Annotated in this window: 22 protein-coding genes; 17 read left to right on the forward strand and 5 right to left on the reverse strand. The window is 58.6% G+C overall.

The window, feature by feature from the left end:
- Positions 1-203: 203 nt before the first annotated feature.
- The 12 genes from F2P46_RS25410 to F2P46_RS25465 all read left to right on the forward strand — a co-directional run bounded on the left by F2P46_RS25410 (position 204) and on the right by F2P46_RS25465 (position 9,981).
- A complete protein-coding gene (locus tag F2P46_RS25410; protein WP_166895502.1) occupies positions 204-647 on the forward strand; it encodes an antirestriction protein in 444 nt (147 codons plus the stop codon).
- Positions 648-785: 138 nt separating this feature from the next.
- The gene (locus F2P46_RS25415; RefSeq protein WP_166895504.1) at positions 786-2,714 is read left to right on the forward strand and encodes a ParB/RepB/Spo0J family partition protein; all 1,929 of its coding nucleotides are present in this window, start codon (positions 786-788) and stop codon (positions 2,712-2,714) included.
- A gap of 95 nt (positions 2,715-2,809) precedes the next feature.
- Positions 2,810-3,364 (forward strand): hypothetical protein, encoded by a 555-nt coding sequence (locus F2P46_RS25420; RefSeq protein WP_166895506.1) that lies wholly within the window; start codon positions 2,810-2,812, stop codon positions 3,362-3,364.
- A 20-nt stretch (positions 3,365-3,384) separates the two neighbouring features.
- Positions 3,385-3,888 (forward strand): single-stranded DNA-binding protein, encoded by a 504-nt coding sequence (ssb, locus tag F2P46_RS25425; protein ID WP_166895508.1) that lies wholly within the window; start codon positions 3,385-3,387, stop codon positions 3,886-3,888.
- 773 nt (positions 3,889-4,661) lie between these two features.
- Positions 4,662-5,168, forward strand: a complete 507-nt coding sequence (ssb, locus tag F2P46_RS25430) for a single-stranded DNA-binding protein (RefSeq protein ID WP_229509463.1) — start codon at positions 4,662-4,664, stop codon at positions 5,166-5,168.
- 128 nt (positions 5,169-5,296) lie between these two features.
- Positions 5,297-5,590, forward strand: coding sequence for a hypothetical protein (locus tag F2P46_RS25435; protein ID WP_166895512.1), 294 nt, complete (start codon positions 5,297-5,299; stop codon positions 5,588-5,590).
- On the forward strand, positions 5,587-6,444 hold the full coding sequence (locus F2P46_RS25440) for a phosphoadenosine phosphosulfate reductase family protein (protein ID WP_166895514.1): 858 nt from the start codon (positions 5,587-5,589) through the stop codon (positions 6,442-6,444). The genes F2P46_RS25435 and F2P46_RS25440 overlap by 4 nt, the downstream gene beginning before the upstream one ends.
- A gap of 66 nt (positions 6,445-6,510) precedes the next feature.
- Positions 6,511-7,425: a DNA cytosine methyltransferase gene (locus F2P46_RS25445; protein ID WP_166895516.1), complete on the forward strand. Its 915-nt coding sequence runs from the start codon at positions 6,511-6,513 to the stop codon at positions 7,423-7,425.
- Between the two features lie 169 nt (positions 7,426-7,594).
- Positions 7,595-7,780 (forward strand): nuclease domain-containing protein, encoded by a 186-nt coding sequence (locus F2P46_RS38870; RefSeq protein WP_368737958.1) that lies wholly within the window; start codon positions 7,595-7,597, stop codon positions 7,778-7,780.
- Positions 7,781-8,464: 684 nt separating this feature from the next.
- On the forward strand, positions 8,465-8,983 hold the full coding sequence (locus tag F2P46_RS25455; protein ID WP_166895518.1) for a hypothetical protein: 519 nt from the start codon (positions 8,465-8,467) through the stop codon (positions 8,981-8,983).
- 85 nt (positions 8,984-9,068) lie between these two features.
- On the forward strand, positions 9,069-9,623 hold the full coding sequence (locus F2P46_RS25460) for a hypothetical protein (protein WP_166895520.1): 555 nt from the start codon (positions 9,069-9,071) through the stop codon (positions 9,621-9,623).
- A 55-nt stretch (positions 9,624-9,678) separates the two neighbouring features.
- Positions 9,679-9,981 carry a DUF3717 domain-containing protein gene (locus F2P46_RS25465; protein WP_166895522.1) on the forward strand — a complete coding sequence of 101 codons (303 nt, stop codon included), beginning with the start codon at positions 9,679-9,681 and terminating at the stop codon, positions 9,979-9,981.
- A gap of 159 nt (positions 9,982-10,140) precedes the next feature.
- On the opposite strand, the gene F2P46_RS25470 is transcribed toward F2P46_RS25465, so the two are convergent.
- The 5 genes from F2P46_RS25470 to F2P46_RS25490 are packed head-to-tail and all read right to left on the reverse strand — an operon-like array spanning position 10,141 to position 12,982.
- Positions 10,141-10,941 carry a hypothetical protein gene (locus tag F2P46_RS25470; protein WP_166895525.1) on the reverse strand — a complete coding sequence of 267 codons (801 nt, stop codon included), beginning with the start codon at positions 10,939-10,941 and terminating at the stop codon, positions 10,141-10,143.
- 19 nt (positions 10,942-10,960) lie between these two features.
- The gene (locus F2P46_RS25475) at positions 10,961-11,167 is read right to left on the reverse strand and encodes a hypothetical protein (RefSeq protein WP_166895527.1); all 207 of its coding nucleotides are present in this window, start codon (positions 11,165-11,167) and stop codon (positions 10,961-10,963) included.
- Positions 11,167-11,898, reverse strand: a complete 732-nt coding sequence (locus F2P46_RS25480) for a hypothetical protein (protein WP_166895529.1) — start codon at positions 11,896-11,898, stop codon at positions 11,167-11,169. Before F2P46_RS25480 ends, F2P46_RS25475 begins: the two co-directional genes overlap by 1 nt.
- Positions 11,870-12,598: a conjugal transfer protein TraL gene (locus F2P46_RS25485; protein WP_166895531.1), complete on the reverse strand. Its 729-nt coding sequence runs from the start codon at positions 12,596-12,598 to the stop codon at positions 11,870-11,872. The genes F2P46_RS25480 and F2P46_RS25485 overlap by 29 nt, the downstream gene beginning before the upstream one ends.
- A 9-nt stretch (positions 12,599-12,607) precedes the next feature.
- Complete coding sequence (locus F2P46_RS25490; protein ID WP_166895533.1) at positions 12,608-12,982, reverse strand: hypothetical protein; 375 nt, start codon at positions 12,980-12,982, stop codon at positions 12,608-12,610.
- Positions 12,983-13,606: 624 nt separating this feature from the next.
- Between F2P46_RS25490 and F2P46_RS25495 the strand changes: the two genes are divergently transcribed.
- The 5 genes from F2P46_RS25495 to F2P46_RS25515 all read left to right on the forward strand — a co-directional run bounded on the left by F2P46_RS25495 (position 13,607) and on the right by F2P46_RS25515 (position 19,733).
- Entirely contained in the window at positions 13,607-13,954 is a 348-nt protein-coding gene (locus F2P46_RS25495) for a hypothetical protein (RefSeq protein WP_166895535.1), read from the forward strand.
- The gene (locus F2P46_RS25500; protein WP_166895537.1) at positions 13,951-15,699 is read left to right on the forward strand and encodes a type IV secretion system DNA-binding domain-containing protein; all 1,749 of its coding nucleotides are present in this window, start codon (positions 13,951-13,953) and stop codon (positions 15,697-15,699) included. Before F2P46_RS25495 ends, F2P46_RS25500 begins: the two co-directional genes overlap by 4 nt.
- Positions 15,683-18,568, forward strand: a complete 2,886-nt coding sequence (gene mobF, locus F2P46_RS25505) for a MobF family relaxase (protein WP_166895539.1) — start codon at positions 15,683-15,685, stop codon at positions 18,566-18,568. The genes F2P46_RS25500 and mobF overlap by 17 nt, the downstream gene beginning before the upstream one ends.
- Before the next feature lie 90 nt (positions 18,569-18,658).
- Positions 18,659-19,375, forward strand: a complete 717-nt coding sequence (locus F2P46_RS25510) for a M48 family metalloprotease (RefSeq protein WP_166895541.1) — start codon at positions 18,659-18,661, stop codon at positions 19,373-19,375.
- Positions 19,376-19,415: 40 nt separating this feature from the next.
- On the forward strand, positions 19,416-19,733 hold the full coding sequence (locus F2P46_RS25515; RefSeq protein ID WP_166895543.1) for a hypothetical protein: 318 nt from the start codon (positions 19,416-19,418) through the stop codon (positions 19,731-19,733).
- Positions 19,734-20,541: the final 808 nt, after the last annotated feature.

A 20,541-nucleotide genomic window follows, 5' to 3' on the forward strand; every position in this document is an offset into this window, starting at 1 on the left:
GGGGGGCTTGCTTGGGGATAAACGACGGAACGGGCTAGATACAGCGGCCCGTTACCTCGCTGCCTTGGACCCCACCCATCCCAACCCTGCCCGTGAGGGCAGGGCTTTCCCACCCCCCGCCCGCCCAGGCGGGAGCGAGAGAGTTCGAGCAAGAGGATCGATTTCCGAACCTTTCACCTGATCAACTTCTTAAGGAAACCAACATGCATGCCATCGTCAATGAGCACCTGAAAACACGGCTACCAATCGGGATTATTGCAAAAACGCTGGTCGAGCATCAGGGCGAGCGCCTGCAATGCCTACCGGAAATCGCTGGCGACCGTCACCCGGTCTTGGTACGAACGATCCACGAGATGATGCGTGGCATGACCGACGACCATGTGGGCGACCAGTGGAATTACTACACGTTGTCCAATGGTGCATTCTTCATGGCACCACGTACCTACAGGACATTTGACCTGGCATGCGAAAACGGCTTCGCGCACGAGGTTAGCGCCGACACGGCCGGGATCATCGCCTGCGCATCGGCCTATAGCCATCTTTCGATGGTTGAAAGCAGCGCGACATTCCGCATCGCGTACCAGCTCCTCTCCCTTTACATTTTTCAGCACCCGGACGCAGGAATTATTCGCGCCGCGCTGGACTAGAGCAGCAAGGCAGCACCCTTGGTCCAAGTGCTGCCTTTCGCTCCGCAAGGAGCAAGTGGACCGACAGCAGGGCCGTAGCGGGATGAGCAGATCGCGCAGCGGCCGTGAAACCAACCAGTCAGACTTTAGGAGCAGTATATGCAACTCGCAACCATTCACACCCCTTTCGCCAATGGCGTCCCGCACCTGAATGTCATCGCCTCGGCTATCGCAGAACTGACACAGCACTCGACGATCCGAACGGCACCTCTCTGCGATATGGTCCGCAGCAAACTTAACGTCCGGAAGAAAAACACCGATATCAGCGAATTAAAGGCGCTGATCGCGGCGCAGGGCTTGCTGCAAAACCTCGTCGGCTTCACGCAAGTGGTCGATGGCAAGGAGACTGGCATCATCGAAATCGTCGCCGGTGGCCGTCGCCTGATCTCGCTGGGCGAGTTGATCGCCGAGGGCGTTTTCCCGGATGACTACGCGATCCCCTACCTGCTGGTGACCGAGGACGAAGCCGTCGCGATCAGCCTTGCGGAAAACTCGGGCCGCGAGGACATGCATCCAGCCGATGTGTACGACGCGATGATGGAACTGTCCAAGCGCGGCAAGTCGGTGGACGATATCGCGCTCCTGTTCCGGCTCGATCCGCTCACGGTCAAGAAGCGCCTCAAGCTGGCCAACATCGCGCCGCGCCTGCTTGACCTGTATCGCAACGAGCAAGCCAGCTACGATCAAATGCAGGCGCTGGCGATCACCGACGACCACGCCGCCCAGGAACAGGCGTGGGACAGCCTGCCGAACCATAGCCGCCATTCCAGCGCCCTGCGCCGTCTGCTGACCGCGCAGCAGGTCAACGTGCGTTCCGACCGGCTGGCACGCTATGTCGGCATGGAAGCGTTCGAGAAAGCTGGAGGGGTCGTGACCCGCGACCTGTTTAGCAACGCGAACGACGGCTACATCGCCGACGTCGCACTGTTGGAACGGCTCGCGCTGGCGAAGCTGGAAAAACAGCGCGCCAAGCTGGTGAAGGAAGGCTTCGGCTGGGTTGAAATCGTGCCCCGCGCCGATCATTCAGAACTGTCTGCCTTCGGCAGCGTACGCACCAAACAGAGCGCACTCACAGATGAGCAGCAAGCGCGTGTGGCCGAACTGGACGAGAAAATCAGCCTGCTGGACGAAGCCATGGAAGCGCTTGACGAGGAAGACGACGCGGACGAATACGACCGTCTGGACAATGAGCGCAGCGCGCTCGACGCCGAGCAGCGCGCCATCTACAAGACCCGCGCCATGATCCCGAACGCCGACGACAAGGCGCTGGCCGGGGCTGTCGTCACCTTGGACGACTACGGCAACGTCGAGGTCAAGCGGGACGTCATCCGGCCTTCGGACAAGAGCAAGATGGTCAAGCTGGCCGACGACGCCGACACCGGTTCGGCACCGCGCCGCGTCAAGTCGATCCATTCCGACCGGCTTACGCATGAGTTGACGTCCCAGCGTACGGCCGCCCTGCAAGCTGAGATGATGGACCAGAGCGACATCGCGCTGGTCTACCTGACCTATACCCTCATGCGCAAGGTCCTGCCGGTCTATTCGGATGGCACGCTGGCGAAGATCAGCATCACCAAGCCAACGCTGGCCGAGGTGGCGAAGAAGAGCCGCGCCGCCGAGGCGTTCCACGAGCGCCGCGAGCAGCTGCTGGCGCGCCTTCCAGACGACAAAATCGGGTGCGGCTGGCTGGAATGGCTGGTGAACCAGCCCACCGCCGTGGTGATGGAATTAATGGCGTTCTGCGTCGCGAGCACGCTGGACGCCACCCAGCAGAGGGAAGGGGGTAATCCCCAGTTCGTCACGCTCGCCCAGGGCCTCAAGCTGGACATGTCGAAGTGGTGGAAGGCTACGGCCAGTGACTACTTCGGCCATGTCTCCAAGGAGCGCATGGTCGCCGTGGTAACGCAGGCAGTCTCGCCCGAGGCGGCAGTCCCCTTGGACAAGATGAAGAAGGCGGCGGCGGCGGACGCAGCCGAACGCGCCCTCGCCAACGTGGCGTGGTTGCCGGAAGCGATGCGGGCCGAGTAGTGCCGAGGCCCGGCACCGTGCCGGGCAATTCCATGTAGGTGAGCGGCGGCGTACCCGCCGCTCACTTTCGCGCGCGAAAGTAAAGAGGATCGATCATGCGAACTCAATTTGACGTTTTGACAATACCGGGCGGTGGCGTGGCGAGACTGGACGCGCATCAGGATGCTGCCGATCTGATTGCCGCAAGGCTGGCCAAGCCGGAAGCGGTGCGCGAGCGGATGCGCAAGTTAAATACGCTGGTGCGCAACCGAAACGCCAAGGGCCTGAAACGCCTCGGGTATGCCGACTCCACAGTGGCTCGCCTCCTGCAGCCCGACAGCGAGAACCGTTGCGCCTTCCACACCGAGTACAAGCTGCGCACCAATTACCAGCAGATCGTGGTGCTGCGCCGCATGGCACGCGAACTGGAGTCCATGGATCGGATAAACGTGAGCATCGACCAGGAGGACTACCATTACCGCGAGGACGCGAGCGCCCAGACGATCTCGTTCCGGTTCACGGCCAAGCCCGACAAGGCGTTGCGGGCGCTGCTACGCCGCGCCGGCTTCATTCTCAGGCCGTCGCGCAACACCTACGAGCGCACTTTGGACTGCGCCGGGATCGCGGCCGCTTCCCAACTGCGCGACCACCTGAACAAGTGGATGCACTGACAGGCGAGCGGCGAGCGATCATGGGCACGATAAACAAGGTCACATTGAAGGGGAGGCTTGGGAAAGAGCCCAGCTGGGGGACGCTGCCAAGCGGCGCGCTGGCTTGCCGCCTCTTGCTGGCTACCACCGCGTTCGAGGATGACAACTCCACCGGCAATGCGCGCCGGTGTACCGAGTGGCACAGGGCGGTACTCGAAGGACGGCTTGCCGAGCAGGTGCGCGACAGGCTGGCCAAGGGCGACGAGGTGTATATCGAAGGCGGGCTGAAGACGCGTACGTGGACAGATGGACAAGGTATTGCCCGCTACTGCACCGAAGTCTTCGCCCAAAATGTTCAGGTGTTTCCGCAGCTTCGCGCCAGATGCGCAACATTGGCGGAGAGCGAGCTGCTCGCTTGGGTATCGGACTACGACGAAGCCACGGCGCGGGAGGCGGCTGCAAAAGAAGAAAAGGACAAGGTGGTCCGGCAGCATCTGGCATCGTTCCGGTCGCGCCCGAGGCGGGGATTAGGCACTAGAGAGTAACTTCAGCTGCTTACCCGAGAGCGGTTCGGCGGTACCGGCTCGCGGACAACGCCGAGTACGCACGCTTTTACGGCGTGTCTTTAGGATGGGGCTAATGGTGGACGTGATGCGTGCGGGTACAAAAGAAGGCGGCGGACTGCCCGCTAAAACTTTGTAAGCGAAGGCGGGTCGAGCCGCCAGCATGCCCCACTACTTCGGCACGTTTTACTTCAAGTGCCACAGCCGGCTTCGAATACCCACAAAGATTTTGCCCTTCGGGCCGCTTGTGCTCAGCTGGACGAGTGTTGCTATTTCAACACGATATATTTGTGGTAAATCTGCGTTAGTTATACTTTTGTCTATTGACGGTCAATAGCAAGCCGCCTATAATACTTACATGGGTTCGGTAAATAGATGGTTTCCAGGTTAGTGATTTTGATGGGCTGGAATTCGTCGGTGTCGGGATGTTTTCGCTTAGGAGATCGGTCATGTACTCATGTAATTCTGTTCGTTACTGGAGAATTAACTCTATCGAAGGGCTAAAGATGGCGATGGTATACGGTGGCCCCCCGGCCGATTCCGAGGACAAGCAAAAGCGGGAGGATCGCCAAGCGGAATACCAATCTCTGCTGGCAATGGAAGCGGCTGTCTTGGCACGCTACCAGCGCATTTACGCTTCAAGGAATAGCCAGCGGTTGGCTGGTTAGGAATACGTAGCGTCGCGGGGATTTTTCGGAAATCAGTCATCGGAAAATCTAATTCCCGAACCAAAGAATCGAGGTCTCGTCATGGGAATGATCAATACAGTAACGTTGAAGGGGCGACTGAGCAAAGAGCCGAGGTGGAATGGCGCACCTGGTGGCAGGCTGGCGTGCCGCTTGGCCCTGACCACCATTGATGAGGGCGATGAGTACGCTCCCGGCAAAAGAAGGCAGCACACGGAATGGCACTTGGCCATACTTGAGGGCGAGTGTGCTGAGCAGGTGCGCAACAGGATATCGAAGGGCGACGAAGTGTATATCGAAGGCAGGCTGAAGACGCGTACGTGGACAGATGGACAAGGTATTTCCCGCTACTGCACCGAAGTCTTCGCACGAAATGTTCAGGTGTTTCCGCAGCTTCGCGCCATCTGCGCAACATTGGCGGAGAGTGAGCTGCTCGCTTGGGTATCGGACTACGACGATGCAACCGCGCGCGAGGCGGCTGCAAAAGAAGAAAAGGACAAGGTGGTCCGACAGCACCTGGCATCGTTCCGATCACGCCCGAGGCGGGGCGTTAGGCATCAGAAAGTAGCTTTCTGATGCTTAACGAGAGCGGTTCGGCGGTAATGGCTCGCGGACACCGCCGAGTACGCACACTTTTACGGCGCGTCTTTAGGATGGCTAATGGTGGACGTGATGCGTGCGGGTACAAATTCACCGCGGCCGGCATGATCAGCGAGGTCCAATCGACCTACGGCACCCGCGACGGCAAAAGCTCCGAGACGGAAATCGACGCGATCCGCAGGAGCGAAGACGCCGACCTGCTGCTGACCGAAATCATTAACCGCCGCTTCAACGAGGGCAAGCCGATTGTGGCGATCAGCAACCAGGCGCTCGACGGCCTGAAGCAGTTCGTCGGCGCGCGCGTGCACAGCCGGCTCTACGAAAACTCGTTCCCCTGCGCCTTCACCTGGGGCGACTTCCGCCGGGTCGGCGCTCACCTGACTGGAGCAACAGCATGAAAGCAATCGATCCATTCAAGATCGACGGTCTGACCGCGATCAGCTTTTCGGGGGGGCGCACCTCTGCGTACATGCTGTGGCGCGTGTTGCAGGCGAATGACGGGAAGCTGCCCGAGGGCGTCGAAGTCTGCTTCGCTAACACCGGCAAGGAGATGGAAGAAACGCTGGAGTTCGTGCGCGACTGCGGCAGCGCCTGGAACGTGCCGATCCGCTGGGTCGAATACCGCGCCGACGAAGCCGGGTATGCGCTGGTCGACTTCAACACAGCTAGTCGCAACGGCGAACCATTCGCCGCGCTGATCGCAAAGCGCCAGTACCTGCCGAACCCGGTGACGCGCTTTTGCACGGTTGAGTTGAAGATTCGCGCCATGCACAAGCACCTCAAGTCGCTGGGCTGGAAGGATGGCGACGGCTGGGACCAGATGGTCGGCATTCGGGCCGACGAGCAGCGCCGCGTATCCAAAATCCGCGCAAGGCCATCGCCAGAAACCGTCAAGGAAACGATGATCTTGCCGTTGGCTGACGCGGGCGTGACGAAAAAGGATGTGGGGAATTTCTGGCGCGCACAGCCGTTCGACCTGAAATTGCACAACAACAACAACGGCGTGACGATGCACGGAAATTGCGACCTCTGCTTTCTAAAGGGCGCAAACCAGGTGTTCACGCTCATCAAGGAAAAGCCATCCAGGGCAATCTGGTGGGCTGCACAGGAGGCTATCGGTCTGGCATCCAAGCCCAGCGGCGCGCGTTTCCGCAGCGACCGCCCCAGCTATCAGCAGATGCAGGATTACGCTCGCGACCAGGACGATATGTTCGACGAAGAAGAGGCTATCGCATGCTTCTGTGGAGACTGAGATGACCACCGCCACCATCTGGCCCGACTTCCGTCGCGCCGGCGCTCACCTGACTGGAGCAACAGCATGAAAGCAATCGACCTTTTCGCCGGCGCCGGCGGATTCAGCACTGGCGCGCACATGGCCGGCATCGAAGTCGTGTGGGCCGCGAACCACTGGCCGGCCGCTGTCGCCATCCATGCGCAGAACCACCCCGGAGCCGCGCACGCGTGCCAAGACCTGCACCAGACCCGCTGGGAGGACGTGCCGGCGCACGACTTGCTGCTGGCGTCCCCATGCTGCCAAGGCCACAGCAAGGCGCGCGGCAAGGCCAACGGCAACCCGCAGCACGACGCCAGCCGCTCCACCGCTTGGGCAGTCGTATCGGCCGCCGAGTATCACCGCCCGGCGTTCGCCATCATTGAAAATGTGCCCGAGTTCACAAAATGGACGTTGTACCCAGCATGGTGCGCGGCCATGGGCGCCTTGGGTTATTGCCTCACCCCGATGATCGTTGACGCCGCCGACTGCGACACGCCGCAGCACCGCGAGCGCCTGTTCATCGTCGCCGCGCGCGCCGCGCACCCGATCATGCTCAACCTGGAGAAGGGTGAGCATGTGCCGGCCAGCAGTTTTATCGATTTCGGCGCCGGCAAATGGCAGCCAATCGAAAAACCAGGGCGCGCGCCTAATACCTTGGCGCGTGTGGCCGCTGGCCGTCGCCTGCACGGCGACCGCTTCATCAGCAGTTACTACGGCGCCGAGAAGGGCGGGCGCTCGATCAGCCGGCCTGTTGGCACGATAACGACCCGAGACCGTCATGCCATCGTTGACGGCGACCGCATGCGGATGTTCTCGAAGCAGGAATGTCGGGCCGCGATGGGCTTCCCTGACGACTACTGTCTGCCCGAGAAGCACGCCGATGCCATTCATATGCTCGGGAATGCTGTAGGGCCGCTGGTCGCCAAGAAAGTTATCACCGCAATGCGGGCGGCCGCATGACGCTCAAGCGCACAGCATTCCTCCGATGCCCGCCCGCTGCTGATTACGCCGGCGTCCAGGTAAAGCGCGCCGAGCCGAAACCGGCCAAGGGGCCGCGCCCGAAAACTTGCGCCACATGCAAAGAACGATTCACGCCATCGAACACGATGGCGCGCGTGTGCTCGCCTGACTGTGCTGTGCTACTGGTGGTAGCCGAGCGCAAGGCCAAGAAAGCCAAGCAGGACCGCGAGGACCGCGCCAAGACGCGCGCGACCAGGCGTGCACGATCTGCCTGCCTGGTATCTGCAACCGTGACCCTGGCACCACCGTGCTTTGCCACACCAACTACCTCATGGACGGCAAGGCATGGGCCTGAAAGCGCCGGACACGCCAGTGACGTACGGTTGCAGCGCTTGCTATGACCTGCTGAACGGGCGCCGCCCGCAGCCGTGCGGCACGACGGCCGAAGCCGTAGAGGCGGCGTTCCGGTCAGGAATCAAGCGTACACACGTGTCGCTGCACGGGGGCGGTTGCGAAAGAGGGAAGGGACAAGGTGGTCCGGCAGCATCTGGCATCGTTCCGGTCGCGCCCGAGGCGGGGATTAGGCACTAGAGAGTAACTTCAGCTGCTTACCCGAGAGCGGTTCGGCGGTACCGGCTCGCGGACAACGCCGAGTACGCACGCTTTTACGGCGTGTCTTTAGGATGGGGCTAATGGTGGACGTGATGCGTGCGGGTACAAAAGAAGGCGGCGGACTGCCCGCTAAAACTTTGTAAGCGAAGGCGGGTCGAGCCGCCAGCATGCCCCACTACTTCGGCACGTTTTACTTCAAGTGCCACAGCCGGCTTCGAATACCCACAAAGATTTTGCCCTTCGGGCCGCTTGTGCTCAGCTGGACGAGTGTTGCTATTTCAACACGATATATTTGTGGTAAATCTGCGTTAGTTATACTTTTGTCTATTGACGGTCAATAGCAAGCCGCCTATAATACTTACATGGGTTGAGTGAAAGTGGTGGACTTTTCAGGGAGGCGATTATGCGTGGATTGGATACTCGGGTAATGCTGGCAAATGCACGGATCGAGCAATTGTTGGGCCTACAAGCTGCAGCGGATCTTATGAAGTGGGTCGCTCGGTTCGCCGAAGCCGACGGAATGACTGATGCGGCGCGCGGCATCCACACTATGCCGGTGCTGTTCGATGACGAATTGATGCTGGCCTCTTGGTGGTGCCAGGGACAGGAACGCCACGCAAAGGGTCTGGACAAGGCCCAGTGGCGCATGCTCTGCGAGAAGTCTGCACATGCTAACCGTCAAGGATGCGGCTTATCCCACGACGAGTTTATCCGTCGACTAAGCGCTGACATTGACCGGGCGATGGAATTGCTTCCCTACCATGAGCTGCCAGATGCTTTGACGATCGCAATTGATGAATTTGATTATCAGACGGCTCAGCAATGTGAGCAGGTAGCCATCGACAACTCCAACGATGGTTACTGCTGCCACGGAATTCAGATGGGATGCTGCCCAGCTGGTTGCGACTTTCCCGACGAATATTTTGAAGACGAATTTCACGGTTAAATTTTCATTGCGCACAAAAAGACTGCGTTAACGAATATTGAAGGGGCGTCGAGATTGACGCCCAGTTTAGGAGAGGATCGAAATCATGCACACTATTGAGCACAGCGTAGGACAACAACTCAGGACGGCCAGCCGGGAAACATTGTCCCTTGGCGTGGATATGGATGGTCGCGGGTTGCATTGGAGACTCGCAAAAGAAGTCCTGCCACAGCAGCGACTTGAATTTGCCCTGGCGGTTTACTTCTCCCACGGACTGTACGTACTGGTCACTGCCAAGCGTGGCTTTCTGTGTGTGGAAAGAATTGCACAGAATTTTGCCCAGTTGATCAAGGCGCGCCAGTCCGGCTCCTACTTAATCGGGCATGCCTACGCCAAGCTGCTCGATGCCCTCGGTTATGCGGACCACGAGACTGTCGCATTTGAACTGATCGAGTCAGGGGATATCGAAAATCCCAAAGCGTTCATCAAGGGTTTTTCGGATAGCGTCGCTCAGTCTTTGGAATCGGACGTGATGCGGATCGTGCGTGGGATGCATGGCACGGTGGAGCGTAGCGGCGGAGAACTGCTGGTCGAAAACCTGCGTCACCACATTGCTGAACGTTGCACGAACGTTCGCGTTGAGCGTGGTCTCGCCGTCTAAACGGAGCAGCCCACGTTCAATTGTGGGCTGAAGTTATTTCTTGTCGGAGATAAATATGACTATCATCACAATTGCACGTCTGGAAAAAGCCATCAACGACTGCCGCCGCGTACATCCTCCGGTTGATTACGTTCTGGGACCCGACTTGCGCAAGCTTGCCACGATATGGGGCGAGATGATCGCGAGAAAGCAGAAAGAGCTGGACATTGGCGCTCAATCTTTCGACCACCAAGAGGTACTATTTAAGTGGCTCGGAGCAGCTGCGGGGCATACCGACGTCAGGGTTGACGATTCCGCTACCCTTCAAGTCTGCCCGATTCGGCAGGATCCGGATGACGAGTGCGAGGTATGCCAGTAGATCTAGAAACCGTAGGCCATCCGATGCGTGCTGTTGCCCAACGGCACGTGATCGGTTATTGACCGGTGTCCAGACTTTCGCGCGCGAAAGTAGGACGACCCCGAGAAAAGGCGTCTTCGGAGACCATAACGTCGCTCGCGCTGCACGACTCCGACCAGGCTAACGTTCCTGCGACTGGTCTTGATGCTGGCAGAGGCCTCGCTCGGCGCCAGCATGTTCCGGGAGGCTGTACATGATGGTGGCAACCGCGTTGAGCGCCAAGCCCGCGCCACCGGTTGCTAGCAGGCTGACATCATGAATAATGTGAAGTGCCTCGCCGATCTGCTGCAGGACGTGAAACTCGCTGACGGCAACCACCTTGCCAACGGAGATAGCGGCACCGGCACCACTGACTTGCAGTATCGGACTGATCGACGCATTGGCGGCGATCGCCTGGTACATTGTCCGCACAGCCTTGAACGAAGCAATGCGCGCCAGGCGCGGCGCAAGGATGCGCTGTGCCACCCACGTCGGCCTGGCGTCGAGAATCTTCACCTCGCCGGCCTCGATCGTCGCCGCCACGAACGGGGTTCCGGTGCTGTTGTCGATCGCGACGACACGGCGGGCGTTGTCGACCGCTGACGACATCCGCCGCACCGCGTCGATCAGCTTGCGCTTGTCCTGGCGGCGGGCATGTCGATCGAGTAGGAGCTGATCGTTATCGACACCTACCACGACCAGTTCCACCGCAAAGCCGCGCTCGGCCGCCTTGATCATCCATTGGACGACGCCGGCATGATCGAGGCTCGTCTCGACCGCTATTGACTGGTTCAGGGCGATGGAGCGCGTCATGGAGGCGTCAAGCGCCTCCATCCCATCGAGGCCATCCACTACCACCTGCGCCGGAAAATCTCCCTCCACCAGCAGCTGCTCGAGCAGAGTGGTCTTGCCGGCACCATGGAGACCTGCAATGACCGCCATGACTGGGGGCACTGTTCCTTCAGGGCCTTTCGGGGGCTTCATCATCGACATCCTGGTGAATGGATTCGCGGCGGCCATCGGGGTACAGCCTGTACAGCTTTTCGCCATCCCAGACGGCGACGGTGTGGCCGTCCGCAAGTGCCCTGGCTGCTGCGGCCGACGCCGAGGCGAGAAACCGGCAGAAGACGCGACGCCTGGCAAGCAGGTCGACCACGGAGGCGGCCATTACTTGCCCGTCTTTGCTTGTCCGGTCGGCACGTCAGTCCCTTTCGGCGCAACTCCAAACAGCTCCCGGGCCGGCTTCGGCAACTTTGACCAGGTGCCATCGAGTAGCATGCCATTGTGCATCAGCCTGACCTGGTCGTCGGACAGCTTGGGCGCAAGGCTCTTGCCGACGGTGAAACCGCCGGCGAGACCGGCAAGCGCGCCCACCAGAAAGACGGCCGACGCTTTCCACCACAGGCCCCCAGGTGCCCTGGCGGAAGCTTCGCGCCGCACCTGGTCGAGGGTATCGCTCGCCATCCGTGCAAACTTGCCCTGGATGCCGGTCAGCTCCTGCTCGCCCATTTTTTTTGCGCCGTCAGCAATATGCTGGAAGGCGTTCGCCACCGACTTGTCGAGGCTGGCCGCCTGTTCGCGCTCCTCTTTCACCACCTCGGCCAGCTGGGCGACCGATTTGGCGACGGTATCTTGAAACAGTGAGGCGGCGTTTTCGCCGGCCTTGTTGATCAGCTCGGACTGGAAGAGGGCGGCGAGTAGAATCGGATCGTCCCTGGTCACCTTATGCCCGGTGAGCCGGTAGATCTCGGCACACAGATCCTCGATCTTGTCGGCCTGGCGTTTGGCGGCGTCCACCTTGCCACCGACCTGGCCGAGTTGTGGTTCCTGTTTTTTGCTGGCGAGCGGCAACTGGCCCTGGTTCTTCATATCAGAACCCGATTTCATCGAGCTGGCCATAGAGTGCCTCCCGGACCATTTTCAGACGCTGGCGGGGCATGATGCCGAACAGCGGTGAGTGCATCGCCTCATCAAAGGTGAGCTTGTTGTTGCCCAGCATTTCCATGTCCTTGCCGAAGGTGTCCGCGTTGCCCTTCTCGACCCGGACGACTCCGCGAATGCGCTCCGCATAGTCCCTATACAAGGCAGAGTCAGCGAACGTCTTGCCGTCCCGTGAAACCTGGCCGTAGAACTCGTTGAGCCAGACGACAACGGGTGCGTTCTGGCTTTCTAGCATGAGCGACAGCCCTTGCAGGGTATCGTCGAAGGCCTGGCCGCCCGTTATCACGGAATGCACGTATACCACCTTGCCGGCCGACTGCAGAACTTCAATCGCCTTGTTCTCGACTAGGTATGCCATAAGCGGGACGAAGGTCGATGCTCCATTGTCTACCACACACACGTTTTCGGTCGAAAACAGGTCGTCCATTAGAGTGTCAAATACTCGGGCGTCGATATTGTTGGTGTCGTCGTTAAGAATATTGACCCGCTTGGCTTCGAACCCCTTGTACTGCGACAGGGTGTCATTAACCGGATCCGTGTCGAATGGCTTGACAGCGCCTGCTCGATCACGAAAATACTGAACGAGGATGGCTGAAATAAAGGACTTTCCGACACCACCCTTACCTTGCAAAATAAAATGTACCTGGTTCGTTTTCATTTCAGTCCCTTACCATTTGGCTTTTTCTTTACCCATGCTTTCCCTGAACTTGAATTTGGGTCGGCTCTGGTTTTCTTGATGGTCCGGTTTCGGCACTGCCGATTCAACCGGGGCTTCTGATGTTGATGGAATACTCCTGCGGACCGATTCCTGCTCGGTTGGTATCACGGGTTTGTCGACCAATAGATGCCGCCGCTTTTTTCGATGAATAAAACGATAGACCTCCATTTTGGTGGATTCCGACCCATTCAGTTTCAAGAAGTCGGCGATATTCTGATAAGACACGCCGGCGTGGTGTAACTGAAAAATGTCGGTTTCCCAGCGTTCCAGTTTTCCCTTCTTGTCGTTAAGTTGGGCGAAATAATTTGCGATGTCTACGGTCATGAATTGTTCTAACTTTCTGCGAAATAGGCATTGCGACTTCTTAAGACCGGAAAAGCAACTTCTGGGGCCGAAACCCCAACAATGCCGGGACTCGGCCCTGTGGGCTCGGGTTGGCGGTCCTCCGCTTCGCATAGCGTTTGGCCAAATCAACCCCAGTTCGCCATCGCCGCATGGAGGCGTGCCGCCTGTGAAAGTTTTACACCAGGACGCGCCACCGCCTGTGGGTACAACTGCGCTGCATCCCTTTCCAGCCTGGCAATTCTCACGTTGTGTAAGCCTGCCACGCCATTCTAGTACAAAATCCACTCCTCGTATCCTTTTCGTATCCTATTTGTAGTATAGTCGTATCCTGTCGTATCCTGTTCGTATCCCTAAAGTTCCTTGGAGATGCCGCCACCGGCCGAAAAACAGGCCTGGTGGACGAACATAGCAAGGGGCGGGGAAGATGGGTGGTTGCCACGGGGAAACCCCGTGGCCCCCTCCTTAGATTCACACATCACGCAACCTTCAGTTGCAGCGGGAACCCGCGCTGCGCTTGGGTTCCCGCGTATGACACATCGCTTCGCTCGGTATGACACTAGGCGGTTAGAAGATTGGTAAACCATTGATGCAAAAGGGGAAATCATGAATTTCAGAGATGAACGCCGTCTGAGCCTGCGGCTCCCGACCGACATCCGCAAATGGATCGAGCATCAAGCGGGGCTGCACAAGATGACAATGACCGATTACGCGCTGCAGCTGCTTGCCAAAGGTATCCAGGCGGAAACCGTGGACGAAACCGTGACCAGGATCAAGGAGGCGAGCCAGTCCGGACCGGCGTTGGAGATGCTCCGGCAGACCCTGGCGATCCGCCACATCGTTGAGCAGTTGGCTAGGGGGAAAGTCAGCATGACCGAAAAGATCAGCACGGACGCGCTCGTATGGGCGGACAAAGAACTCACCAGGCTGTTTCCAGAAAGGAGTGCATCATGACCATCACCAGGAACGAGGCGCGTCATCAATTCACGCGCGGCGCGGAAATCATGCGCCATGAATACGGTTTGTATTTCAGTGCGCTATTTTTCAGTTTCATGATCGCGCTTCTGACTTCAGTGGGGACGTGGGTCTTTACGGCCAACGCGGCTTTATCGGAGGACGAGGGCAAAATTACGCTTGGTCGTATCGTCGCCGAGTTTAATGTCCGCACCGGGAAGCCAGCCGATAAGGTAAAGATGGAATTCGACCGAGGAGAACTGAAAAGGGTCTACGTGTTGGGCGCTTCGGATCTTCTGGAATCGACCCAGCCGGAATGGGTCGATATCAAGCGCAAGCTTTGGTGGTGTTTCTGGTTCGCGTTGGCGGCAGGTGTTGGCTTGTTCTTTCTCATTAATTGGGTATGGCGACAATTCGGAAAGAACGTCGGAAAGGATGTGGTGATCAGGGGTGCAATATTTGCGAAAGCCAAGGACGTAATCAAGGAATTGGAAAGGAGCGGTGATGCAAGCCCGATTCGCTTGGCGGGCATTCCCATTCCAAAGGGCAAGGAAACGCTAAACGTGGGGATTTCTGGAGCGATTGGTACCGGTAAGTCCCAAGCAATTTCATCAGTATTGGAGGACTTGCGGGCGACAAAACAGCGCGCCATCATCTTCGACTCTACCGGCGACTATATTAAGCACTTTTATCGCGAGGGAGTGGACGTCATTCTCAATCCGTTCGACGTGCGCAGTCCCGACTGGGCGCCGTGGAATGAGGCACGTAAGCCCTACGACTATGCGAACCTGGCGGAATCCTTCATTCCAATTATGAATCGACGCGAGCCGTTCTGGGAGGAGGGGGGGCAGGCGGTGCTGGAGGATCTGATGAGCAGGTTGGCGAAAAACGGTAAGGCCACCAATCGGCACTTGGTCCAGGTAGTCAATACGCTCACCCTCAAAGAAATTCAGGAGATCGTCAAGAACCTGCCAGCCGCCGTCTACATGGACCCGGATGCGGCAAAGACCGCGCTCGGAATCCGGATGAACGTTGTGCGGGCGGCCAAAGCGATGCGCTACCTGTCGGACGGTACGCCTGAGAACCAGTTCTCGATCCGCGACTGGGTCCAGGACGACAGCTCCGACAGTTGGCTGTTCCTGTCCACCAAGGAAGACATGCTGGCCACCATGCGGCCGCTGCTGACAGCGTGGATCGACATCGCCGCGCGCGCGATCATGTCGCGCAAGCCGAACGAGAGCAAACAGATCTGGCCGATCGTCGACGAACTGACGTCGCTCAACCGGATCAGCATGCTCACCGAGGCGATCACGCGGGGCCGGAAATACGGTATGTGCTGCATTCTCGGCTATCAGAATATTGCCCAAATGCGCGAATGCTACGGGGACAATGACGCGCAGACCATCATTTCGCAGTTGCGCAACCGTATCGCCCTGTGCGTTCCGGATTTCCAGACCGCCGAGTATGTGTCGAATAACCTGGGCTCGCAGGAGATCTTTGAGAAAGACGAGAATATCAGCTACGGCCAGGACTCTACCCGTGACGGCGTGACGATCTCAACGAGTAGGGAGGAAAACGTACTGGTACTACCGTCAGAGATCCAGGGCCTTGAGGACATGCACGGGTATGTTCGTTTGGCCGGCCGCAATGAGGTAATGAAAATAGAGTTCGATTACAAGAAGCGGGCGCTGGTGGCTGATCCGTTCATCGAGAAGGAGGAGATCCCCTATGCTCTCGATGAGTAACGTTTCCAGCGTAGCCAGCGCGGCAAGCTACTACGCCGAGGACAATTACTACAGCCAAGACGAAAACAAGGCGATGTCCGAGTGGGCAGGCAAGGGGGCGGAGGCGCTTGGGCTGTCCGGCCCCATCGACCCGGCCGACTTCGCCAAGGTGCTTTCGGGCGAGCTGGGCGAAGAGAAGCTCGGAAAGATTCTCGGCAAGGACGCAGACGGCGAATTTATCAGAGAACACCGGCCCGGCTTCGACGTGACCCTGTCGGCGCCCAAGTCCGTGTCCATCGTTGCGGAAGTGGGAGAACGCGCGGACGTGCGCGAAGCCCACGAGGCGGCCGTCACCAAGGTCCTCGAATACATCGAGAAGAACCTGGTCGGTGCGCGCGTCACCGAGGCCGGCGAAACGCGGTTTGAAAAGACGGGCAATGTGGTTGCAGGCCGCTTCGCACACACGACCAGCCGTGATCTGGACCCGCAAACACATACACACCTGGTGATAGCCAACGCCACGATGACGGAAAGCGGGCACTGGCGCTCGATCTCAAACGAGTTGATTTACAAGAACCAAAAACTGCTCGGAAATATTTACGACAGCGCCCTCGCGGCAAACCTCCGGGAAAAGGGGTACAGGCTGGAGTCAACTCAAGATGGTCGTTGGGAGATCGCCGGCATTACCCGAGAGCAAGTCGAGCATTTCAGCCAGCGCAGCCAAGCTATCGCGGAGCGGCTGGAAAAGTTCGGGCTGACGCGCGAGACTGCAAATGCCGCCCAGCGTGAGAATGCGGCGCTGCGCACGCGCGATTCCAAAACAACCGTCGACCACGGGGCCCTACGCGAAGAATGGAAAGAGCGGGCACAGGCCATCGGCGTCGACTTCGACAAGATCGAGGCAGATCGCAAGGCCGGCCTCGAACGGCCTACCGATCCGGCGACGAGGGACGCTAAAGTTGAAGAAGCCGTGAGCTTTGCGATCGCCCACCTGACCGAGCGTGAAAGCGTTGTGGACCGTGGCGAAGTGCTGAGCACGGCGCTTGCACATGCCGTCAAGGAATCAGCGTGGGCCGGCGTGACGGCGGACCAGGTCTCCGCGGCGCTTGAGGACAAGCTGGGGAAGAAAGTCGCGCTGGCGGTCGGAGAAGATCGTATAACGACCACGGAGGCGCTCGACCGGGAGCAGGCGATGCTGTCCATGCTTGAGAGCGGACGTGGCGCTGTGAAGGCTGTATTGAGCGATTCCAAGATGGATGCGGCCATCGCCGCTTTCGAGGCACACAAGTCGAATGGCATTGGAGAGCCGTTCAAGCTTACTCTAGGCCAGGAAGAGGCATTTCGTGTTGCACTCAGTTCCGAGGATCGCTATGTCGGCCTGCAGGGGTATGCCGGGGTCGGCAAGACGACCATGTTCGAGCTAGTGCGCTCCGCCGCCGAAGAATCGGGCTACACGGTGCGAGGCATGGCAATGAGCGCCCAGGCGGCGTTGACGCTACAAAACGAAACAGGCATCGAGAGCGTGACAAACGCACGATTCATCCTGGACGAGGGCCGGCGGGCTGTCGAGGTGGCTAAGCCGGAAAAAATAGAGGTGTTTGGTGCTATAGATATGAAGGGGAGCGAGTACCGCACCTGGACTGTCGAAGTGCCGCGTTCAATGAAGGCACCGGACGGCGCCAAGGAAATGTGGGTGATGGATGAGGCGTCGCTCGCCGGTCAGCGTGAAATGACGAAGATTATGGAAATGGCGCAGAACGCCGGTGCCAGGCTGATCCTCGTAGGCGACAAACTCCAGCTCAATGCTGTGGAAGCGGGAAAGCCGTTCGAGATGCTGCAGCGCGCCGGGATCCACGGCGCTGAGATGACGGAAATCAGCAGGCAAAAAGTGGAGGACCTGCAGCTGGCCGTCGCCGCCGCAGTGCGGCGTGAGAACGGCGCGGCACTCGGTCATCTGGAACAACGCATCGTGGAGATCAAGGACAAAGGCGATTTGCTCGCGCGGGCCGCTGGCGATATCCTTAACAAACACCCGAATGACCGTCACGATGCTTTGCTGATCGTGCCGCTCAACGATGACCGCAAGGCCATCAACAACCTGGTGCGCGAGGGCCTGCAGGATCGCGGGGAGATTGCGCCGGACAAGATCGAGCGTAACGTGCTGGTGCCGAGCCACTTCACCGATGCGCAGACGCGGTCGACGGCATATTACGAGCCAAAAATGGTCGTCCGGTTCGGACGTGACTACCGCAGCCTGGATGTCGAACGCGGCGAATACGCAACGGTGAAAAGCGTCGATAGGCCTGGACATGTGGTCACGTTGGAAACCTCAGACGGCCGACAAGTGAAATGGAGCCCAGAACGACATGGAAAGGTAGAGGTCTACGACCAAGACGTGCGCAACCTCGCGGTCGGAGACGAGTTACGCTTCACACGGAACAATAAGGAAATGGGCGTAAATAATGGCACACTAGGCAAGGTTGTCGAGATTAGCGGTGACGCGATCGTGCTCAGCACCAAAACGGGACAGGTAACGCTCAAGGAGAACGTGAAGTCGGACGCCCATTTTGATTACGCCTATGCCATGACGGTCTATGGGAGCCAAGGAAGGACGACTCAGGACAATAATCTGCTTATTACCAGCGACAGCGGCAAGGCGATGAGCGAGCGCGCATTCTATGTCGGCATCACGCGTCCCCGCGAGGACATGACGGTTTACACAGATTCAAAAAGAACCGCGCTCAAGCTGATCCAGGAAGTGCAGGACAAGACGAGCGCTGTCGAAGAACTCAAGACGGGAGACCTGGTGAAGGGCCTGCCCTCGGATGACGAGACCGGGAAGGCGGCTAAAGGCTCGAGCGGCGGACGCAGTACCGGAGCTGAATTGTAATGGGCGCGGCAGTTCGGTATGGACATCACCGCTCGGCTCGAACACGACACCGAATGACGGACAAACGAAGGACTTTTGAACGGAACAAACATGGAATTGTTGCCGTCGCGCATAACCCGATACCTACTTCTATTTGTCAGTCTGTTGGCGATAGTGGAGCTGATTGAGTCGCTAGCGAAGGCTGTTGCCGGCTACGGCGGCTTCGGCTTCGCTGTGACGCTGTGGGCGTGTTTTGGCGCCGCCTACGGTTGGTTGCTGGTCGAGCCGATGATACGGCCGCTGCTGTTGATGCGGCGAACCGTGCGCGGCAGCAGCGAACGGCGCGTGCGGCGGATTGGCGCCGGCATTGCCCGGGATAGCGGCACGGCCAATCCGAAGTTTTACGTGTATGAGAGCGAGAAATTCGATGTGATGGTCAGCGGGATTGGCAGGGGTGTCACGATCTTGGTCAGCGGCGCGGCCGCGGACGTGGACGACCAGCAGCTGCGCTCCATCCTCGCACACGAATTCGGCCATATCCGGCTCCGGCACTCGCTGATCCGATTGACGATGTACGGCTCGCTGCTCTCGCTGGCGATTGTCGGCCATAGCATGACCGCGATCGTGCTGCCGGCGAACCTCTTCGTGCTGTGGACGATGCGCCAAATGGAATTCGCGGCGGATCGGGATGCGGCAAGGGTTGTGGGCCGGAACGATGTTCGCACCGCGCTCGAGCGTGTCGGCGGGGTGCTGGGGGACATTCCGCAATGGCAGGCGGTGTTCAGCACCCACCCGACATTTCGGGACCGGATTGCACGTTTGAGTTGATGTGTCCCAATGGAAATTTAACTTTTATGAGGAGAAAGCTATGAAGAAATCTATGCTAACTTTTGTAATTACGACAGCGATTGCTGTGAGCAGCAACACATACGCACAAGACAACGGTGGTTCTAACAACAACGGCGCTGAAAAAGTATGCTTTGTTGGCCCCAATGGACAGAGTGAACAGGGATTGGTAGAGGCGCTGAAGGGGTGTAAGCGAGGAGATATTCTGGACTTAGGCTGGGTGCAGTCGCCAGCAGCGCTGCAATTATGCGATTTTACAAAGGCAATCGTGTATCACCCACCAAAGGGCAGTGTTGTCGGGTGTGTCTACACAGGTACCCGTCGGCAGACCAGTAAATAGCCAGACGGAAGTTTGCCTGCAACAGATGACTCTTTCGCGCGCGAAAGTCGTAAGGCATGAACGGGAGGAAGTATGACCAGGAGAATGAACAAAGAGCAGGCTGAAAGGCTTGGAGACGAATTACTGACTCAACAGCCGCGAAGACGAGATCTAAAACTGGTAAAGATACTCCAAGCACTCGCCCAACTATCTCAGACTCGCGCAGATACGTACGAGTTCGATCGAAACCCTTGGGTTGATCCAGCTGCCCCGGCGTGGGGCGTTATGCACCGCGATACCGATACGTCTAAATGAACTCGGGAACGACGGCCTTGGCTGCATCAATAGGATTTCGCGGGGGCGCCGCGGCCCAAATGGCGTAGCGGCAATCCAAGCTCAACAAACAGTCCGACGCGTCCTGCTATGCGAACGCTTCGTTCGCTTGCTTGTTCACGTTAGAACTATTTGAACTCGCATCTATCTGCTCCCAGCGGCGCTGGCTAATAGGGCGGGGTCGCTATAGGAATTCAACAGGGAAAGTGCAGTACCAGTCGCGACGCAGTCGAGGATAGGAGCCATACCAGCATTGCAGATCTGCCGCAGAACTGCTTCCACGCATGCCATTTCCGCTGTGGCCTCTCTCCTGCGGTGTTCGCTTGGAAGGGACCGCAGCTCCATGTTCAGGTCCTCGAACCGATCGATACACACCGCGTAAACGGTCTTGAGATCGGACGCGGTGAATCTAAAGCTTGGGTTGATAGACTCGATACGGACGTTCACCAAATTTTCCATCGATTATCTCCAGTAGAGTTAAGGCCTACGCACGGAG

The sequence above is a fragment of the Massilia sp. CCM 8734 genome (genome assembly GCF_011682155.1).
GTDB lineage: Bacteria > Pseudomonadota > Gammaproteobacteria > Burkholderiales > Burkholderiaceae_D > Telluria_A > Telluria_A rubra.

Coding starts and splice junctions, on each gene's coding strand:
- F2P46_RS25485 (WP_166895531.1), bottom strand. CDS start 12,598: ATGAAAACGAACCAGGTACATTTTATTTTGCAAGGTAAGGGTGGTGTC.
- F2P46_RS25470 (WP_166895525.1), bottom strand. CDS start 10,941: ATGGCGGTCATTGCAGGTCTCCATGGTGCCGGCAAGACCACTCTGCTC.
- F2P46_RS25490 (WP_166895533.1), bottom strand. CDS start 12,982: ATGACCGTAGACATCGCAAATTATTTCGCCCAACTTAACGACAAGAAG.
- F2P46_RS25445 (WP_166895516.1), top strand. CDS start 6,511: ATGAAAGCAATCGACCTTTTCGCCGGCGCCGGCGGATTCAGCACTGGC.
- ssb (WP_229509463.1), top strand. CDS start 4,662: ATGATCAATACAGTAACGTTGAAGGGGCGACTGAGCAAAGAGCCGAGG.
- F2P46_RS25500 (WP_166895537.1), top strand. CDS start 13,951: ATGACCATCACCAGGAACGAGGCGCGTCATCAATTCACGCGCGGCGCG.
- F2P46_RS25455 (WP_166895518.1), top strand. CDS start 8,465: ATGCTGGCAAATGCACGGATCGAGCAATTGTTGGGCCTACAAGCTGCA.
- F2P46_RS25515 (WP_166895543.1), top strand. CDS start 19,416: ATGAAGAAATCTATGCTAACTTTTGTAATTACGACAGCGATTGCTGTG.
- F2P46_RS25465 (WP_166895522.1), top strand. CDS start 9,679: ATGACTATCATCACAATTGCACGTCTGGAAAAAGCCATCAACGACTGC.
- F2P46_RS25420 (WP_166895506.1), top strand. CDS start 2,810: ATGCGAACTCAATTTGACGTTTTGACAATACCGGGCGGTGGCGTGGCG.
- F2P46_RS25475 (WP_166895527.1), bottom strand. CDS start 11,167: ATGGCCGCCTCCGTGGTCGACCTGCTTGCCAGGCGTCGCGTCTTCTGC.
- F2P46_RS25510 (WP_166895541.1), top strand. CDS start 18,659: ATGGAATTGTTGCCGTCGCGCATAACCCGATACCTACTTCTATTTGTC.
- F2P46_RS25460 (WP_166895520.1), top strand. CDS start 9,069: ATGCACACTATTGAGCACAGCGTAGGACAACAACTCAGGACGGCCAGC.
- F2P46_RS25495 (WP_166895535.1), top strand. CDS start 13,607: ATGAATTTCAGAGATGAACGCCGTCTGAGCCTGCGGCTCCCGACCGAC.
- mobF (WP_166895539.1), top strand. CDS start 15,683: ATGCTCTCGATGAGTAACGTTTCCAGCGTAGCCAGCGCGGCAAGCTAC.
- F2P46_RS25480 (WP_166895529.1), bottom strand. CDS start 11,898: ATGGCCAGCTCGATGAAATCGGGTTCTGATATGAAGAACCAGGGCCAG.
- F2P46_RS25440 (WP_166895514.1), top strand. CDS start 5,587: ATGAAAGCAATCGATCCATTCAAGATCGACGGTCTGACCGCGATCAGC.
- F2P46_RS25410 (WP_166895502.1), top strand. CDS start 204: ATGCATGCCATCGTCAATGAGCACCTGAAAACACGGCTACCAATCGGG.
- F2P46_RS25415 (WP_166895504.1), top strand. CDS start 786: ATGCAACTCGCAACCATTCACACCCCTTTCGCCAATGGCGTCCCGCAC.
- ssb (WP_166895508.1), top strand. CDS start 3,385: ATGGGCACGATAAACAAGGTCACATTGAAGGGGAGGCTTGGGAAAGAG.
- F2P46_RS25435 (WP_166895512.1), top strand. CDS start 5,297: ATGATCAGCGAGGTCCAATCGACCTACGGCACCCGCGACGGCAAAAGC.